The sequence below is a fragment of the Sulfurospirillum sp. genome, assembly GCF_036802865.1.
Lineage (GTDB): Bacteria > Campylobacterota > Campylobacteria > Campylobacterales > Sulfurospirillaceae > Sulfurospirillum.
In genome coordinates this window covers 255,567-273,631 of sequence record NZ_DAIRVK010000003.1, presented here as the reverse complement: position 1 = coordinate 273,631, position 18,065 = coordinate 255,567, and the positions used below count along the sequence as shown (strand labels likewise).

Genomic DNA, 18,065 nt, shown 5'->3' with positions numbered 1-18,065 from the left:
TTTATGAGTTATTAAGAGAATGCCAAGTAGAATGAGAAAATCATCAAACCAAAGAATGAATGAGAAAATAAACTAAGGGGAATTTAATGGCTAAAGTCATGAAAACTATGGATGGTAACGAAGCTGCGGCACACGCATCTTACGCCTTTACCGAAGTTGCTGGTATTTACCCAATTACACCTTCTTCTCCAATGGCGGATTTTACCGACATTTGGGCAAGTCAAGGCAAAAAAAACTTATTTGGAATGCCTGTTAAAGTTGTTGAAATGCAAAGTGAAGGTGGTGCCGCTGGTACGGTACACGGTTCACTTCAAGCAGGTGCTCTCACCACAACGTATACAGCTTCTCAAGGTCTATTACTCAAAATCCCGAATATGTATAAAATGGCAGGTCAGTTGTTACCAAGCGTTATTCATGTTAGTGCTCGTACATTAGCGACTCATGCACTTTCTATCTTTGGGGATCACCAAGATGTTTATGCCGCACGCCAAACAGGCTATGCAATGCTTTCATCTGGCTCAGTTCAACAAGTTATGGACTTAGCGGGCGTTGCTCACTTATGCGCGATCAAAGGAAGAGTTCCATTTATGCACTTCTTTGATGGCTTTAGAACCTCACATGAAATTCAAAAAATTGAAGTGATGGATTATGCTGTCTTTGATAAATTATTGGACAAAGAGGCTGTTCAGCGTTTCCGTGATGAAGCTCTTAACCCAGAGCATCCTAAGACTCGTGGTACTGCGCAAAATGATGATATTTATTTCCAAGGTAGAGAAGCTCAAAACAAATTTTACGATGCATTACCTGATATCGTAGCGCATTATATGGCTGAGATCTCAAAAGAGACTGGACGTGATTATAAACCTTTCACATACTATGGTGCAAAAGATGCAGAACACATTGTTGTAGCAATGGGTTCCGTGACAGAGTGTTTAAAAGAAACGATTGATTATTTAATGAGTAAAGGTGAAAAAGTTGGTCTCGTTACACCACATCTTTACCGTCCGTTTAGCATCAAATATCTTATGGATGTTATGCCAGAATCTGTTAAAAAAATCTCTGTTTTAGATAGAACAAAAGAAGCAGGATCTATTGGTGAGCCATTGTATCTTGATATGAGAGCAGCGTTTTATGGTCATAAAAATGCACCTATCATCGTAGGTGGACGTTATGGTCTATCTTCAAAAGACGTTGATCCAGCACAAATGTTGGCTGTTTTTGAAAACCTAAAATTGGCGGAGCCTAAAAATGACTTTACCGTAGGTATCGTTGATGACGTTACTTTCAAATCACTTGACGTTAAAGAAAAAATGAGTTTAGGTGAGCCTGAGACAAAAGAGTGCTTATTCTATGGACTTGGTGCTGATGGTACGGTTGGTGCGAATAAAAGTTCTATTAAAATCATCGGTGATGAGACAGACATGTATGCACAAGCATACTTTGCGTATGACTCCAAAAAATCAGGTGGTTTTACCCGTTCTCACTTGCGTTTTGGAAAACACCCAATTCGCTCAACTTACTTAGTTTCTAACCCACACTTTGTCGCCTGTTCTGTGGCTGCATACCTTGAGTTATATGACGTTATTGATGGTATCAGAGAAAATGGTACATTCTTGCTTAACTCTATCTGGGATGCGGATGAGACAATTAAGAGAATTCCTAACAAAGTAAAACGTATTTTAGCGACTAAAAAAGTCAAGTTTTACATCATTAACGCTACAAAATTAGCGCGTGATATTGGTTTGGGTAATCGAAGCAATACCATTATGCAATCTGCTTTCTTTAAACTTGCAGAGATTATTGATTTTGAACAAGCACAAGCTTTTATGAAAAAACAAGCATACAAAACCTATCACAAAAAAGGTGAACAAATTGTTGAGCTTAACTACAAAGCAATTGATGTTGGTGCTAATGGTTTGATTAAAGTTGAGGTTGATCCTTCATGGGCAAATCTCAAAGATGAAGTCAAAGTACAAGACGTTGTAAGCTATAAAGGTACTCCATTTGTTGAAGCAATTGCAAAACCTATTAATGCAGCACGTGGCGATACTTTGCCAGTTTCTGTCTTTAAGGGTTACGAAGATGGTACGTTTGAACATGGAACAACTGAATACGAAAAACGTGGTGTTGGCGTCATGGTTCCAAAATGGATTGAAGAAAATTGTATTCAATGTAACCAATGTGCTTTTGTGTGTCCACATGCCGTTATTCGTCCATTCCTTATCAATGATGCAGAATTTGCAGCTGCTCCTGAGGGTGTTAAAACACATGCTTTGGAAGCAAAAGGAAAAGAACTTAAAGGTCTAAAATACAAAATCCAAGTCTCTTCTCTTGACTGTACCGGATGTGATCTTTGTGCGGAAGCATGTCCTACAAAAGAGAAATCTTTGGTTATGGTTCCATTGCAAGAGAGCATTGAAGCAGGTGAGCAAGTCAATGCAGACTACCTCTTCAAAAAAGTGACCTATAAAGATGATATTCTTTCTAAAAATACTGTTAAGGGTGCTCAATTTGCTAAACCACTCTTTGAGTTCCATGCGGCATGCCCAGGTTGTGGTGAAACGCCTTATATTACATTAGCAACCAGACTCTTTGGTGATAGCATGATGATTGCCAATGCAACAGGATGTTCATCAATTTATGGTGGTTCTGCTCCATCAACACCGTACCGTAAAAATGATAAAGGTCATGGTCCAGCATGGGCAAACTCACTCTTTGAAGACAATGCTGAGTTTGGTCTTGGTATGCATGTAGCAAATGAGACAATGCGTCATAGAATTCACTCTGTAATGGATTCATCGCTTGAAAAAGCTCCAAATGCTATTGCAGCGCTTTATAAAGATTGGATTGAATTTAGAGACGATAGAGCAAAAAGTGAAGAGATTCGTGATCTTTTAGTACCTCTTTTACAAGCAAATCCAACAGCTGCTGGTGCAGATGTTATTTTAAGTCTAAAACAGTACATCTCAAAAAAATCACAATGGATTTTTGGTGGAGACGGTTGGGCATATGACATCGGTTACGGTGGATTGGATCATGTTATTGCCAGTGGTGAAGATGTAAATATTTTAGTACTTGATACTGAGGTTTACTCAAATACTGGTGGTCAAAGCTCAAAATCATCACGTGCTGGTTCTATTGCTCAGTTTACAGCAGCTGGAAAACCAAGTCAGAAAAAAGATCTTGGCTATATCGCTATGACATACGGTAACGTATTTGTTGCGCAAATCAACTCTAATGCATCTGCAGCTCAAACCATCAAAGCATTTGAAGCAGCTGAAGCGTATCCAGGTGTTTCTCTTATCATCGCGTACTCACCATGTATTGCACATGGTATTAAAGGCGGTCTTGGACAATCTGGTAACCAAGGTGAACTTGCTACCAAATGTGGTTACTGGCCAATTTATACCTATGACCCTCGTTTAGAAGCAGAAGGTAAAAATCCTGTTAAAATTACAGGAAAAGAGCCTGATTGGTCATTGTATGATGATTTCTTGATGAACGAAGTACGTTATGCGTCACTTAAAAAGTCAAATCCTGAACATGCACAAGCACTTTTTGATCACAATAAAAAAGATGCTCAACGAAGATGGAGACAACTTAACCGTTTAGCAAGTGCAGATTTTTCAAATGAGTTACCAGCGGCTGAATAAGCCTTATTGTTTGAAAGAGAAGAGAGGTGAGGAGAAGTGATTCTCCTCTCTTTTACGATTGCATTAAAAAAGGTGTTTGGCTCGTTCGAGCCAAACACCTTTTTTTTACACTTTTTACTTTTGAATTTCAGAAGCTACTTGAGCATTTGATTTAACCACATCACCACTACCGTGAATAATATGAGGGATACATCCTGTACACACGTGAATCTCTTCACCGTTTTTCATTGCTTTGATAAAAACAGAACCTTGGCTCTCATCGCTTGATCTTAAGCAGACGTTACATACTTGAATATTGTTGATTTCCATAAATGACTCCTTGTTAATTTTGTGTATTATAGTTAAAAAAAATACTAAAAAGATTGAGCGAGATCAAGCTTTAGACCTAGTAACATAGACACAAATACTTGTTTTGTGGCGTAAAAGCGTTTTGAAAAAATACCTGTAAATTTATTTCTGCCAACAACGTTGGCAAGCTTTAGTAACCCAGTGTAACGTAGGCACAAATGCTTTGCTTTGTGGCGTAAAAGCGTTTTGAAAAAACGCCTATAAAAATAAAACCAGACTGATCATGGCATCAATGCCTATATCAACGGGTTCTTTACCAATGAGTCTGGCACTGTTTTTAACTTGAAAAATGATTTGACTGAGCAGTATTTCAAAGTTGAAGTTAGAAGAATCCAAAATGCTCTCTTTATGATTTTTGATGAAAGCAAGATTCTCAAGCATCTCCCAAGAAGGGCTTTCTCCTGCATGAAGCCTGTTTTGAAACTCGACTTGCCAGTTGTTTTGCCACGTGAGGAAAAGGTAATTGTCATTTTTATCTTTAGCTGTTTTAACTTTCCACTTCACTACTTCAAGGTAATAGTAAAGTTTATTAAACGCCTCTTGGTTATAGGAGAGTGTCGTAATTTGATGACCTTCACCTATTTTATAGGTTTCCCAGATCAATTTATAAAGTCCAATGATCAAAAAGTCATTACGATCGGGGATAGGGTTGTTTTTATCAAAAGCAATACGCAAATAGTCATCGTAGGATTTGAGATGTACTCCATTGTATTTCATGCGAATGGTGTTTTTTGAGGTACGCATCTCATTTTGAATGTAGTTTTGCGTCTCTTTACTATAACCTTTTGGATTGCGAAGGTCGAGTTTTTCTTTGTAAAGGATAAGATTTTCAACAACTTTGCTGTAATCATAATGCAAGGACGCAGCCCCATGGGATTGCAGGACTTCACCTATTTTCTCTTGGGGATTGGTCGTAGAACAACCCGAAAAAAAGAGAAGCAAGATAAAGAAGAGTTTAATCATCCAAGATGTCCTTGCCTTTTTTTATCTGTTTTTTAATAATTTTGATGCTGTCATGAATGGCTTCACGCTTGATAATATCGGTCTCATTTTTGAGTTCTTTCTTAAGAAAAATATGTCTAAGTTTGAGTTTTTTAAGCAGTTCTTTGATGGTCTGTTTTTTTGAACTCTCTTCATTTACAGACAAGATCCCAAACAACTCTTGAATTTTATGAATAAATTTTAAGCCATTCATGTGTTACTCCTTGGCTCAGTTGGATGCGTTAAATCGGTTACTTCTGTCTCATCTAAGATCAAAGCTTCACGACCTTCTGAAAACTCGGTATCGGTATGAATGAAAAGGGTATGCGCCACTTTGGTAAGTTCTGATGCAATGGTATAGGCATATGTCGTATCGTTCATTAGGGACGTTGCCATCGTGTAGGTTATTTTATTGGTACGAATGAGATTGTCGAGCGATTTGTTTGCGGCTATGTCATATTTTTGAGCATCGAGTTGGAGTTTACTGAGCAGTAAAACTGCGATATCTTCTTCAGATGTATTGACGATCAGTTGCATGTTGCGCAGATGTTTAATAAGATTTCTGCGAATATGATTGTATTCGTTTCGTATGTCTTCATTCTCGGAGTCGATGTATCGAAGCATGTTTTTTTGCATATGTTTTGAGGCTTTAAATGCTTCAACAATTTCAATAGTAGCATTTTTAATCGGAATAAGTTGGGTGTTACTTTCGTTGGAAAACTTGCCTTGTGCTAGAATTGCAAAGTTTATGATTTTGCCATAAATTTCTTTGATACGTTTTTCATAATACTCATCCATATTGACATACATTGCCACATTGCGTAGCTTTAAAATATCATCAATTTCCATGCCTGAGTTGATGTCTTCTTTTGTAACGCTGAGTCCTTGAGCGATAATGTCAAAGACATTGTTGTAAAGATGTTTAGTCTCTTTGAGAAGTGTTGCTTGTGCCGTGTCTGGAAAATCTAATGCGCTTTCGTTGATAAACATGACATCATCGCTTTCACTCTCAAGCGTTGGCGCAGGTTTAAAGAGATGATTGAGCAAGGCAACCAATCCATGCACGAGCGGTGCAAACAAGAGAACACATATGAGGTTAAAATAGGTATGATAAAGGGCAAGTTTAAGCGTATAATCATGCTGAGCAATGCCTAAAAAAGGTGCTGTAAGGTCTATGAAATGGATGAATTGTGGCACAAACCAGATGAGTAAAAAGCCTGTGAGACTGTTAATTAAAAAATGAGCACCCGCAAGTTTTTTACCTTCATAGCCAGCTCCAAATGCGCCCAAAATGGCTGTGATAGTTGTCCCAATATTGGCACCAATGGTGAGTGCAATCGCATTTTCATAGGTGATTTGCGAAGCAGAAAGTGCTGTTAAAATGAGTACCAGCGATGCATGCGAGGATTGCATGATGATCGTCATGCCCGCACCAACTAATGTAAATAAAATCAGACCACTAAAGCCATCAGCAGAGTATTGTGTGAGATCGATGGTCTCCTTAAAAGCATCAAAACCCTCTTTCATGTACGCTATTCCCAAAAAAGAGAAGCCAAGCCCAGTAAGGGCGTAACCAATTCCTTTGAGGCGTTTACTCTCTTGAAAAATCAGCAGTGTTCCAAAGACGAGCATCGGAAGTGCGTAAGTCGCGATGTTGATCTTAAGCCCCAGTCCTGCAATAAGCCAAGCGCCTGTTGTTGTGCCAATATTTCCACCCAAAATGATGCCAATACCTTGTGCAACACTGATGAGCCCTGCACTGATAAAGGATATGGCGATAACCGCAACCAACCCACTGGATTGCATGAGGGTTGTTGTGATGGCACCAAAGAGAATACTTTTATAGAGATTGTTCGTGATTTTTTTGAGAAATTTGTCGAGAAGTCCGCCTACAAAGAAACGAAATCCCTCTTCAAGATTACGCATACCAAATAAAAAGATAGCCACACCTGCTGCAATATGAAGAATATTTGTACTTTGAATAAAGGCATATGACGATGCGAGAATAACCACAAGGAGGAACAGTCGTTTCACAATATTCCTTTACATGTAAAGAGGATGTATGGCAAATTATTGTACACTTTTTTCAAGAAAATAGAATAAAAAAAGGAGTTACTATGCCATTACTAGACAGTTTTTGTGTAGATCACGTCAAAATGCCAGCACCCGCGGTCAGAGTTGCTAAAACGATGAAAACACCTCATGGCGATGAGATCACCGTATTTGATCTTCGTTTTTGTAAACCCAACGAAGCCATACTTCCAGAAAGAGGTATTCATACCTTAGAACATCTTTTTGCGGGCTTTATGCGTAACCATCTTAATGGTCAAGGTGTCGAGATTATCGATATTTCACCGATGGGGTGCCGAACAGGTTTTTATATGAGTTTGATTGGCACACCAAATGAACAACGCGTTGTCGATGCATGGAAAGCTTCTATGAAAGACATTTTACAGGTTAAGAGTGAAAACGATATTCCAGAGCTTAATGTGTATCAGTGCGGAACCTATAAAATGCACTCATTGGATGAGGCTCACACTATCGCTTCAACCATTTTAAGCACAGACATTGGCGTAATGAATAACGAAGCCTTAAAACTTGATACGTCCAAGCTGTAAGTAAGTGATTTTAGACTCTTGACATCCCTTTAAATCCAAAGCTTTAAAGACTCCATGAACACGTGGTTTTCTTCTGTAGAAAGCCCACGTGTTTTCAATACTTTATATTTTTCACAAATTTTAATCATTTTAACACACCCATAAGAACCTTTTTTATATGATTAGTACTTTTCTTTAAAGAGAATATTAGTTTAGATACACACATTTTGAGTAAGGAAGGTTCATATGGAGCGTTTAGTCGCAAAGTATAAAGAGGGCAACTTGATTGTTCTCATACTGATTGGTATGGTAGTGGGCGTTATTATCGCTCTTGTTTCTCCGACAGCTGCGATGGCTGTTTCGATTTTAGGAAAACTGTTTGTTGGTGCACTTAAAGCGGTTGCGCCTGTGCTGGTTTTAGTACTGGTAGCAACAGCAATTGCTACAAAACCAGTAGGTGTTCAGACAAACATTAAACCTATTGTTCAGCTCTATGCTATTGGAACACTTTTATCAGCATTGATCGCTGTTATTGTGAGCTTCTCTTTTCCTGTCACTTTGGTTCTTGCCAATGTTTCAGATGCTGGACTTACTCCTCCAAGTAGCATTATTGCCGTTGTTAAAGGCTTTTTAGTTAGCATGGTTGACAATCCTATCAAAGCACTCTCTACAGGCAATTATATTGGTGTATTAACTTGGGCAATTGCAGCAGGTATTGCACTGCACCATAGCAGTAACCACACAAAGCAAATGATGAAAGATGTCAGTGATGCGATGACAAAAATCGTTCAAGCGGTTATTAGCCTTGCACCATTTGGTATTTTAGGTTTAGTAGCTGAAACATTTGCAGAGACGGGTTTTGCAGCACTCCTTGGTTATGGAAAGTTACTCATTATTCTTGTCGGAACAATGGTTTTTGTAGCGCTTGTTCTTAATCCAATCATTGTGTATGTCAAAACCAAACGCAACCCTTATCCTTTAGTGTTCACATGTCTAAAAGAGAGCGGTGTAACAGCATTCTTTACACGAAGTTCGGCAGCGAATATTCCCGTAAATATGGCATTGTGCAAAAAATTAGGGCTTCATGAAGATACCTACTCTATCTCTATTCCTTTAGGGGCAACTGCTAATATGGCAGGAGCAGCGGTAACCATTACTGTTTTAACGCTTGCAACGGTCAATACCCTTGGTATTTCAGTAGATATCCCAACCGCACTTTTACTCAGTGTCGTTGCAAGTATTGCAGCTGCGGGTGTTTCAGGTGTTGCAGGTGGATCACTTCTTTTGATTCCTCTTGCGTGCGGTCTTTTTGGTATTAGTGATGAGATTGCGATGCAAGTTGTGGCGATTGGTTTCCTAATCGGTGTTATTCAAGACTCAACAGAGACAGCGCTTAACAGTTCAACGGACGTTGTGTTTACAGCGGCATGTTCCGATAAACCACTTAACTTATAATTTTACAGATAGACTATTTGGCATTAATTGGAGGCTATAAACTCCAATTTTTTGCCAAAACCTAATGTGTTATCGGTAAATTTAAGATACGTTACCTCGATGCTCCAAAGGGTTGGCAGCATCGCTAAGGCGTATGGAAAGCGCTTAAAATAAGCCTTTCTCTCACTTTCACTTGCTTCTTTAAATATCCCCGTAAATTGTGCTCCTTGAATCTTTCCCACGATTTTGGTCTCTAAGGCAACTGTCCCTGCTACGTGAGCGTTTTCCAATGCCTCTTTGCCATGCCTTGTTTTATGAATATCGGTTGCGATGACAAAAGTGGCACTTTCATCCAAAAATGCATAAAAACAGCTGGTGCAATAAGGGAGATTGTCTTTACATGTGGCCAATGTAAGAAGATGGTGTTTTGTGATAAAAGTACTAATAGCAGAGTCTAACATGGTTATCCTTTGGAAAAAAGTATAACATATTTTCTTTCTCTCTTTTAAATTTTAAACGGGTTACGATAGCGTTAGAAACTGCAAGGAGTCACGCGTGCGTAGAATTTTAGTTTTATCTCTTTTATCGAGTATGCTTTTGGCTGAAAGTCCAATGGTTTTACAACTCACAGGTGTGAAAACAACCCATCAACGGGACAATGGAACACTCAAAGAGGTTTTCATAGAACGTATTGTTCCTGCTGCGTGTATGCCTGTGGGAATCAATCCTGATGATGTTTTTAGTGGAAATTATGCAGGTAACAATGTTCCACCTGCATGCCAAAAAAGCTTCGTAACAACGGTGGGTAAGATACAGCCGATGAGTATGGGAGAAGGCATCGTGACGGTTGGAGAGCTTGAAGTGCTTGATTTTATTAAGAACAAAGCCAATGCAAATCCTAATGCTTATATTTTAGTCGATGCTCGTAAACGGGATTGGTATGAGCAGATGACCATACCTAGTAGTGTCAATATTCCCTTTGATGAGATTGAGTATGATGAAGCGATTCCTGAAGATTTTGAGCGGGTAAAAAAACTCTTAGGGTTTGAAAAAAAAGGCGATACGTATGATTTTAGTCACGCTAAAACAGCACTTTTTTTCTGCAATGGTCCTTGGTGCGCACAGTCTAGTATGGCGATGGGAAAGCTGATCAAAATAGGCTATCCAAAAGAAAAGCTGTTGTGGTATCGAGGAGGCTTGCAAGATTGGTTAGCACTTGGATTGAGTGTGATTCAGCCTCAAAAGTAGTTTACATGTAAAGGGATTAAAGAAAGGAAACGACATCTTCATCTGTGACCGTAATGCTTTTACGCCATTTTTCAATTTGGAGATCATTTTCCAAGATATGTTCAACGAGCCATTTCTTAGCGATCATTTGGATGCTTTTTTGAAGTTCAGCCACCCCTTTTTTCTCTTTTAAAATTTTAGTCATCCCATCAATGATACTCTCATGAAATTTCTTATGTTTTTCCAAGAGAGGATAATCAAGGCTCTGCATATACGCCTCTTCCTCTTTAAAATGTTTTGCCATATAGTCATAAAACTCTTTAAAAAGCCTTCCCAGTTCCTCTTTATTTGCGTTGTTCGGATCAAGTTTTTGTGCTGCGTTAGCAAGTTCAAAAAGTTCTTGATGCTGTTTATCGAGAAGCTCGTGATGCAGGCTAAAACGCTCATCCCATTCAATGGTCACTGATATTCCTCATAAAATAATTTATGCTATTCTAGCACGCTTTTGCTCTATTTGTGCAAGGTTCGGTTAACATAAGTGGTGTAAAATGGCGTTCATAATTTACAAGGAAATAATATGATTTTTAAAGCCCTCAAATCTCTTTTGTTACTGTTGCCTTTTTTATGGCTTGGTTGTTCGCAGGAGAACAAATCTGTCAAGTCTGCTATGCCAGTAGAAGTAGGTGTTTATACCCTCAGCTCTCAAAATGTCACATTGACGCGTGAGCTTCCTGGTCGGACAAAAGCAACACTCAGTTCAGAAATTCGTCCGCAAATAGGCGGCATTATTCAAGCACGTCTTTTTGAAGAGGGCTCTTTTGTAAAAAAGGAGACGGTGCTCTATCAAATCGACCCTGCTAGTTACCAATCTGCCTTTGATGAAGCCAAAGCAACACTGCAAAATGCGGAAGCAACACTGGAAGCAACACGTTTGAAAAGTGAGCGTTATGCGGATCTTGTCAAAATAGACGGTGTTTCAAAACAAGATATGGAAGATGCAAAAGCCGCCTATTTACAAGCACTCGCAACGGTAGAAGGGAAAAAAGCAGCATTGCAGAGCGCACGTATTAATTTAGAATATACAAAAATAAAAGCACCTATTAGTGGGCGTATTGGTACATCAAGTGACACGGTTGGCGCACTTGTAACAGCAGGGCAAACGACTTCCCTTGCGACCATTCGTGTGCTTGACCCTATTTATGTGGACCTTACGCAGTCGAGTACACAACTTTTGAAGTTGAGAGCCCTTTTGGCACGAAAAGGTGTAACGCATGGTAGTACGAAGCTTTCTTTAAAACTGGAAGATGGTAGTGTGTATCAGCACAGCGGTAATCTTCAATTTCAAGAGATAGCCGTTGATGAAAGTACAGGTTCTGTAACCCTTCGTGCGACATTTCCTAATCCTGATGGAATTTTACTTCCCGGCATGTATGTGCGAGCTGTCATAGATGAAGCGATTGATGCCGATGCTGTTTTAGTCCCACAACAAGGGGTTCAGCGTGATCCTAAAGGCAATGCAACCGCACTGATTGTGACCGCTGAGAATAAAATAGAAAAACGTGTGTTAATAACGGATCGTGTCATAGGCGATACATGGCTTGTTAACAGTGGGTTAAATGCTACGGACCGTGTTGTTGTCGAAGGTACCAATAAGGTACGTGTTGGCGATACCGTTCGCGTGGTTGATGTGACTGCGACCTTGGGTAAAGCACAATGATCGCACATTTTTTTATTCATAGACCCATTTTTGCGTGGGTTATCTCCATCGTTATTATGCTTGCAGGTATAGGGTCAATTTTGAGCTTACCTGTTGCTCAATACCCCGATGTCGCACCTCCCACCATTCGTGTTGACACAACCTATACAGGCGCTTCGGCACAAACCGTTGAAAACAGTGTTATTCAGATTATTGAGCAACAACTCACGGGATTAGATGGGCTTTTGTATTTTACATCGAGCAGTAGCTCTTCTGGTTCAGCACGTATTGATGTGACCTTTCAAAAAGGCACGGATGCGGACACGGCACAAGTTCAAGTGCAAAACAAAGTCGCCCAAATTACCACGCGTCTTCCAAAGTCCGTTCAAAATGAAGGTGTGCGCGTTACCAAAGCACAAAATGACTTTTTGATGATTATCTCGTTGTATGACACCACCGATACCAAAATGTCGGTGGATGTTGCCGATTACCTGCTCAGTAATATGCAAGATCCGATTGCGCGTTTAGAGGGTGTTGGTACCGTACAGGTCTTTGGCGGTCAGTATGCCATGCGTATTTGGCTTGATCCTAATAAACTCGCTTCGTATAACTTAATGCCCTCCGATATCAGCAACGCTATTATCGCACAAAATGTTCAAGTTTCTGCGGGTAGTATTGGTGCGCTCCCAAGCAATGCAGATCAACAGCTTAATGCAACCGTAACGGCAAAATCGCAACTGCAAACGGCGGAAGAGTTTTCTAATATTATCGTTAAAAGCGATAGTAACGGCGCTATTGTTCGCTTAAGTGATGTAGCGCGTGTGGAGCTTGGCAGCGAGAGTTACAACAATGTGACCAGACTCAACGGGCACCCTGCATCGGGACTTGCGGTTATGTTGGCTCCTGGTGCCAATGCGCTTTCCACGGCTGATCGCATTAAAAAAATGGTTGCGAAGATGGAACCTACGATGCCTGATGGCTATAAAGTGGCGTATCCGAGAGATAGCACAAAGTTTATTCGCATTTCGATTGAAGAGGTCGTTAAAACCCTGTTTGAAGCGATTTTACTTGTCGTTGTCGTTATGTTTGTCTTTTTGCAAAATTGGCGTGCTACGTTGATTCCTGCTATTGCTGTTCCTGTTGTTCTTTTAGGTACGTTTGGCGTTTTAGAGGTTTTTGGTTACTCCATCAATACCCTAACGATGTTTGGTATGGTACTTTCCATCGGTCTTTTGGTGGATGATGCGATTGTCGTCGTTGAAAACGTTGAGCGTATTATGCGCGAAGAACATCTTTCTCCTGTGGAAGCGACGGAGAAGTCGATGCGAGAAATCACCAGTGCGCTGATTGGTATTGCGACAGTGCTTTCGGCTGTTTTTCTTCCTATGGCGTTTTTTGGAGGCTCAACGGGGGTTATTTACCGTCAATTTTCCATTACCATCGTCTCTTCGATGATTCTCTCCGTTATCGTGGCGTTGACGTTAACACCAGCACTCTGCGCTTCATTGTTAAAGCCGCATGTTGAAACCCATAGTCATGGTTTTTTTGGCTGGTTTAATCAAACATTTGATGCTTTGATTGAGCGTTATAAAGGACATGTAGGCGCTATTATCATAAAACCACTTCGTTGGATGCTTCTTTATGGCATTATCGCTTCTGTGATGGCACTTTTAATCACACGCCTTCCAACAGGCTTTTTACCGAGTGAAGACCAAGGTAACAGTATGGTGCAGTTCAGCTTGCCAGAAGGTGCTTCATTTAAACGTAGTGATGCGGTAGCCCGTGAAATTGAGCGTTACTTTTTAAATGATGAGTCTAACAATACCGAAGCCCTTTTTACCATTTCAGGGTTTAGCTTTAGCGGAAGTGGTCAAAATGCAGGTATGGCGTTTATAGCACTTAAAGATTGGGATCAAAGACCAGGCGTTTACAACAGAGCCGATACCATCTCAAATCGCGCAACTCAAAACCTTTCACGTGTGCGAGATGCGCAGATTTTTTCGCTCAATCCTCCTGCTATACAAGGCTTAGGACAAAGCAATGGCTTTAGCTTTCAACTTCAAGCGCTTTCCGATACCAATCGTGAACAATTTAAAACATTTCGTGACACCTTGCTCAGCAATGTGCGTCAAGAGAGCCTATTTAGCGCGGTTCGTTTAGGAAGCTTGGGTGAAACACCGCAACTCAAAGTGAAAATTGATGAAGCCAAAGCTGTAGCACTTGGACTTTCGCTCTCTGACATTGACGATACCCTCAGCTACGCATGGGCAGGTAAATATGTCAATGACTTTGTTGATCGTGGACGCATCAAAAAAGTTTATGCACAAGGGGATGTGGATTTTCGCTCCAAGCCTGAAGATTTGGATGGCTGGTATGTGAAAAGCAGCCAAGATGTGATGACGCCTTTTTCTGCTTTTGCAACCACAGGATGGACATATGGCGCGCAAAGTTTGACCCGATACAATGGTCTTGCGTCGTATGAAATTCAAGGCTCAGCCGCACCCGGTGTGAGTTCAGGCGTGGCAATGGATAAAATGGAAGCCCTAGCACAGGCTTTACCTGCAGGTACAAGCTTTGCGTGGAGTGGACTTTCGTACCAAGAAAGACTCTCCAGTGGTCAAACGGTTAAACTTTATAGCATTTCTATCTTGGTCGTCTTTTTATGTTTAGCCGCCCTTTATGAGAGTTGGGCTGTACCTTTTTCCGTTCTATTGGTTATTCCTTTGGGTGTTTTTGGCTCTGTTTTAGCCGCTTCGCTTCGAGGGTTAGAAAACGATGTTTATTTCCAAGTGGCTCTTTTAACCACTATCGGGCTCTCTTCTAAAAATGCCATTTTGATTGTCGAGTTTGCGGAAGCTTCCTACAACAGAGGAGCCACACTTTTAGAAGCAGCCGTCGAGGGTGCAAAGTTGAGGTTAAGACCTATTTTGATGACATCCTTAGCGTTTATAGCAGGTGTTCTGCCTCTGGCTCTCTCTACGGGTGCGGGTGCTAATAGTCGTATTTCGATTGGTACGGGCATTATTGGAGGGACACTGAGTGCAACTTTTTTAGCGATTTTTCTCGTACCACTCTTTTTTGTGTTGGTTCGAGGAATGTTTTCAAAACGTCAGCACCATGCGACGATGGTAGGGGAGGTTTAAGATGCGTATAGTTTATAAAAGCACTCTCAGTATAGCCGTAGTATCTTTTTTACTAAGCGGTTGCGTTACGCTTGCTCCTGAGTATGAAAGACCACTTGCCCCTATTCCTTCTACTCTAGCGCAAGGAGTTCGTGAGAACAACCAGAGCGTTTTAGCGCTTTCATGGAGAGAGTTTATTCGCGATGAGAGACTCTCAAAAGTAGTAGAACAATCTCTGGATCAAAGCAGGGATCTGCGAAAAGCTGTTGCCAATATTGAAGCAGCACGTGCGACATACCGTGTGACGCAAAGCAGTGAATTGCCAACTATTGAAGCAGGCGCAACAGGTTCTAAGGCACGTTCTGTGACAGGTGCAAACAGTACGGCAATTTCACAAAGCTCTTCTGCCACTGTTGGGCTTAGCAGTTATGAACTCGATTTTTTCGGAAAAACACGCAGTTTGAGTGAATCTGAGTTTGAAACGTATAAAGGTGTAGAGGAAGCGGAGCGTTCGGTACGCATTACCCTTATCGCTGAAACGGTCAGTGCATGGCTCGCCTATGCTTCAGATCAGAGCCTTTTGAGTTTTTCTAAACAGACGGAACAGAGTGCAAAGCGTTCATTGGAACTTGTTCAAAAGAGGCTTGATCTTGGCATTGACTCTAAAGTTTCACTTTACAGTGCCCAAAGTATTTTCCAACAAGCTAAAGCGGATGTTGCAAGTTATACAACCAAAGTTGCGCAAGACCTTGCAGCTTTAGAGCAACTTGTGGGTGCACATGTCGATGAATCTCTTTTACCAGAAGGGCTAGAAGATGCGTCACACAGGTGGTTAGCCGATGTTCCTGTAGGACTCTCTTCCGAAATTTTGCTCAGCCGTCCTGATGTGTTGGAAGCCGAACATAACCTCAAAGCCGCCAATGCTAACATCGGTGTGGCGAGAGCGGCTTACTTCCCTTCAATCACGCTCACGACAAAAGGAGGCGTAGGCTCAAGTACACTCTCAGGGCTTTTCAGTGGAGGAACTTCTACCATTTGGTCGTTTGTACCCAACATCTCTTTGCCACTCTTTGATGCGGGTGAGCGTGATGCTAATTTAGACTATGCAAAAGCCAAGCGTGATGTGTATGTGGCAACGTATGAAGCTACCATTCAGACCGCTTTTAGCGAAGTAGCTTCTGCTCTTGCGCGCCGTGCGACTATTTCTGAGCAATACACAGCGCAAGAGGCGTTAGTGGAAGCGAACAAGCAGAGTTATACGCTTTACGATGCGCGCTATCAAAAAGGAATCGACACCTTTTTGAATGCACTGCTTGCGCAACGTGCATGGTACAGTTCAGAGAAAACACGCATCAGTGTGCGTCTTGAAGAGCTCAACAATCGTGTGACGTTGTACCGTGTTTTAGGCGGTGGCTTAGCACAAAAAAGCGAATAATCACGTATCTGCGCTCTTATTCGTTTTGGGTAAGAGCCAGATAGCTATCACACCACTCAACACAGAGATAAGGCATCCTAAAATCATGGTGTGGTAAACACCTTCAATAAAGGCCTTATTGACAAGCTCTAAAAGCTTTGTTTGAAGCAGCGTATCGTTGAGCGAAGCAATGGCATTATGCGCTGATTGGATGGATGTTTTAAGGGAGCGTAAAAGCGAGTTTTCTACGTCCATCTCGTTGATATGCGATAAATAGGTTCTGTTAACATAACTGCCTAAAATAGCAATACTCATTGCCGCAGATAACTCGATAGTTGTATCATTGAGCGCACTTCCCACACCTGCTTGTGCTTTGGGAATAGACCCCATGATAGAATCGGTGGATGGTGGCATCGATAAACCCATTCCTAAGCCTTGAATCAAAAAGCCAATGAGAATTGCCCAAAGTGGCATATGAACATCGATAGTGCCAACAAAAATAGCCATACCCAGTGCCGAGATAATCATACCCCCTCCAATGCTCAGAGGTGATCCATAGTGTTTCACCACATCTGGTGCTAGCTTAGATCCCAGCGCTACGCCCAGTGTCATTGGTGTTAAGAGCAACCCAGCTTCTAAGGCACTGTACCCCTCAACAGTTTGAAAAAGTTGTGAGAAGAAAAACATAGAGCCTACCATTCCAAAAACGATCAAAGCGATGGCAAAGGAGGGAATGGTAAAGGTACGTTTTTCAAAAAGTTCAAAAGGAATCATCGCATAGGTGCAACGCTTCTCCCAAAAGACAAAGACACCGCAGAATATAAGCCCTATAATGAGGCTTAACATTACTTCAGGAGTGTTCCAGCTTTGAACACCCGCTTCTATAATGCCATACGTGAGCGCAAATAAAAACAACACACAAAATACCATCCCGATAAGGTCTGCTTTCGCACTTTTATTATGGGATTCGGGAAGTACCCATGAGGCATAAAGGAAGGCAACAAAACCAATAGGCAGGTTGATAAAAAAGACCCAGTTCCATGACGCGTGTTCAATGATGAATCCACCTATGAGAGGCCCTAATCCTTGGCTAAGTCCAAAGATCATTGACCAAAGACCAATGGCTTTCATGCGCTCATCGGTATCCGTAAACATGTGGGTAATGATGGAGAGTGTGGAGGGCATAATGAAAGCAGCACCAAAGCCACTTAGACTTCGATAAAAGATGAGTTCGGTGGTCGAGGTTGAAAAGCCTGCCCCTAAAGAAGCGAGTGTAAAAAGTACAATGCCAATTTTGAGAAACAGTTTTCGTCCGTAGTGATCACCCAATGCGCCAATGGTAATTAAAATAGAAGCAAAAAATAAAATATAAATATCGACAATCCATTGCAGTTCACTCATGCTTGCTTTTAAATCGGTTGAAATGGAGGGGAGGGCGACATCAAGGACCGTGTTGTCCAGAGTGATGATAGACATAGCAAGGCAAAGTGCGCCAAGTCCTGTCCATCTTTTTTCGTACGTATAAGGCATGTGAATATATTCCTAAATTCTAAAAGTGTAATGACTATTACAAAATAGAATAGTACCAAAGAT

The 18,065-nt window shown here is 41.1% G+C and carries 14 protein-coding genes; 7 read left to right on the top strand and 7 right to left on the bottom strand.

From position 1 onward, the window contains the following. Nucleotides 1-86 precede the first annotated feature (86 nt). On the top strand, nt 87-3,653 hold the full coding sequence (gene nifJ / locus V7Q04_RS09095) for a pyruvate:ferredoxin (flavodoxin) oxidoreductase (protein ID WP_333804685.1): 3,567 nt from the start codon (nt 87-89) through the stop codon (nt 3,651-3,653). 114 nt (nt 3,654-3,767) lie between these two features. On the opposite strand, the gene V7Q04_RS09090 is transcribed toward nifJ, so the two are convergent. From V7Q04_RS09090 to V7Q04_RS09075, 4 genes are all read right to left on the bottom strand, one after another. Further along, complete coding sequence (locus V7Q04_RS09090; protein ID WP_333804684.1) at nt 3,768-3,962, bottom strand: hypothetical protein; 195 nt, start codon at nt 3,960-3,962, stop codon at nt 3,768-3,770. A 237-nt stretch (nt 3,963-4,199) separates the two neighbouring features. After that, nucleotides 4,200-4,964 (bottom strand): hypothetical protein, encoded by a 765-nt coding sequence (locus tag V7Q04_RS09085; RefSeq protein ID WP_333804682.1) that lies wholly within the window; start codon nt 4,962-4,964, stop codon nt 4,200-4,202. Then, entirely contained in the window at nt 4,957-5,196 is a 240-nt protein-coding gene (locus tag V7Q04_RS09080) for a hypothetical protein (protein WP_333804680.1), read from the bottom strand. The genes V7Q04_RS09085 and V7Q04_RS09080 overlap by 8 nt, the downstream gene beginning before the upstream one ends. After that, nucleotides 5,193-7,016, bottom strand: a complete 1,824-nt coding sequence (locus tag V7Q04_RS09075; protein ID WP_333804679.1) for a Na/Pi cotransporter family protein — start codon at nt 7,014-7,016, stop codon at nt 5,193-5,195. The genes V7Q04_RS09080 and V7Q04_RS09075 overlap by 4 nt, the downstream gene beginning before the upstream one ends. Nucleotides 7,017-7,099: 83 nt before the next feature. Here V7Q04_RS09075 and luxS point away from each other — a divergent pair, with 83 nt between their 5' ends. After that, nucleotides 7,100-7,600: an S-ribosylhomocysteine lyase gene (luxS, locus tag V7Q04_RS09070; protein ID WP_333804678.1), complete on the top strand. Its 501-nt coding sequence runs from the start codon at nt 7,100-7,102 to the stop codon at nt 7,598-7,600. Nucleotides 7,601-7,825: 225 nt separating this feature from the next. After that, nucleotides 7,826-9,034 (top strand): serine/threonine transporter SstT, encoded by a 1,209-nt coding sequence (sstT, locus tag V7Q04_RS09065; protein WP_333804677.1) that lies wholly within the window; start codon nt 7,826-7,828, stop codon nt 9,032-9,034. Between the two features lie 23 nt (nt 9,035-9,057). Here sstT and V7Q04_RS09060 read toward each other — a convergent pair whose 3' ends face one another. Further along, the gene (locus V7Q04_RS09060; RefSeq protein ID WP_333804676.1) at nt 9,058-9,474 is read right to left on the bottom strand and encodes a pyridoxamine 5'-phosphate oxidase family protein; all 417 of its coding nucleotides are present in this window, start codon (nt 9,472-9,474) and stop codon (nt 9,058-9,060) included. Nucleotides 9,475-9,568: 94 nt separating this feature from the next. Here V7Q04_RS09060 and V7Q04_RS09055 point away from each other — a divergent pair, with 94 nt between their 5' ends. After that, complete coding sequence (locus V7Q04_RS09055) at nt 9,569-10,261, top strand: rhodanese-like domain-containing protein (RefSeq protein WP_333804674.1); 693 nt, start codon at nt 9,569-9,571, stop codon at nt 10,259-10,261. A 16-nt stretch (nt 10,262-10,277) separates the two neighbouring features. Here V7Q04_RS09055 and V7Q04_RS09050 read toward each other — a convergent pair whose 3' ends face one another. After that, nucleotides 10,278-10,703 carry a bacteriohemerythrin gene (locus V7Q04_RS09050; RefSeq protein WP_333804673.1) on the bottom strand — a complete coding sequence of 142 codons (426 nt, stop codon included), beginning with the start codon at nt 10,701-10,703 and terminating at the stop codon, nt 10,278-10,280. A gap of 114 nt (nt 10,704-10,817) precedes the next feature. On the opposite strand from V7Q04_RS09050, the gene V7Q04_RS09045 reads away from it, so the two are divergent. The 3 genes from V7Q04_RS09045 to V7Q04_RS09035 are packed head-to-tail and all read left to right on the top strand — an operon-like array spanning nt 10,818 to nt 16,493. After that, nucleotides 10,818-11,957 (top strand): efflux RND transporter periplasmic adaptor subunit, encoded by a 1,140-nt coding sequence (locus tag V7Q04_RS09045; protein WP_333804672.1) that lies wholly within the window; start codon nt 10,818-10,820, stop codon nt 11,955-11,957. Then, nucleotides 11,954-15,079, top strand: a complete 3,126-nt coding sequence (locus V7Q04_RS09040; protein WP_333804671.1) for an efflux RND transporter permease subunit — start codon at nt 11,954-11,956, stop codon at nt 15,077-15,079. The genes V7Q04_RS09045 and V7Q04_RS09040 overlap by 4 nt, the downstream gene beginning before the upstream one ends. Nucleotide 15,080: 1 nt before the next feature. After that, on the top strand, nt 15,081-16,493 hold the full coding sequence (locus V7Q04_RS09035) for an efflux transporter outer membrane subunit (protein WP_333804670.1): 1,413 nt from the start codon (nt 15,081-15,083) through the stop codon (nt 16,491-16,493). Here V7Q04_RS09035 and V7Q04_RS09030 read toward each other — a convergent pair whose 3' ends face one another. Next, nucleotides 16,494-18,002, bottom strand: a complete 1,509-nt coding sequence (locus V7Q04_RS09030) for an MFS transporter (RefSeq protein ID WP_333804669.1) — start codon at nt 18,000-18,002, stop codon at nt 16,494-16,496. Between the last annotated feature and the right edge of the window lie 63 nt (nt 18,003-18,065).

Bases quoted from the DNA above. Each gene is read 5' to 3' on its own strand.
- nifJ (WP_333804685.1), top strand. From the start codon at position 87: ATGGCTAAAGTCATGAAAACTATGGATGGTAACGAAGCTGCGGCACAC.
- V7Q04_RS09090 (WP_333804684.1), bottom strand. From the start codon at position 3,962: ATGGAAATCAACAATATTCAAGTATGTAACGTCTGCTTAAGATCAAGC.
- V7Q04_RS09085 (WP_333804682.1), bottom strand. From the start codon at position 4,964: ATGATTAAACTCTTCTTTATCTTGCTTCTCTTTTTTTCGGGTTGTTCT.
- V7Q04_RS09080 (WP_333804680.1), bottom strand. From the start codon at position 5,196: ATGAATGGCTTAAAATTTATTCATAAAATTCAAGAGTTGTTTGGGATC.
- luxS (WP_333804678.1), top strand. From the start codon at position 7,100: ATGCCATTACTAGACAGTTTTTGTGTAGATCACGTCAAAATGCCAGCA.
- sstT (WP_333804677.1), top strand. From the start codon at position 7,826: ATGGAGCGTTTAGTCGCAAAGTATAAAGAGGGCAACTTGATTGTTCTC.
- V7Q04_RS09060 (WP_333804676.1), bottom strand. From the start codon at position 9,474: ATGTTAGACTCTGCTATTAGTACTTTTATCACAAAACACCATCTTCTT.
- V7Q04_RS09045 (WP_333804672.1), top strand. From the start codon at position 10,818: ATGATTTTTAAAGCCCTCAAATCTCTTTTGTTACTGTTGCCTTTTTTA.
- V7Q04_RS09040 (WP_333804671.1), top strand. From the start codon at position 11,954: ATGATCGCACATTTTTTTATTCATAGACCCATTTTTGCGTGGGTTATC.
- V7Q04_RS09035 (WP_333804670.1), top strand. From the start codon at position 15,081: ATGCGTATAGTTTATAAAAGCACTCTCAGTATAGCCGTAGTATCTTTT.
- V7Q04_RS09030 (WP_333804669.1), bottom strand. From the start codon at position 18,002: ATGCCTTATACGTACGAAAAAAGATGGACAGGACTTGGCGCACTTTGC.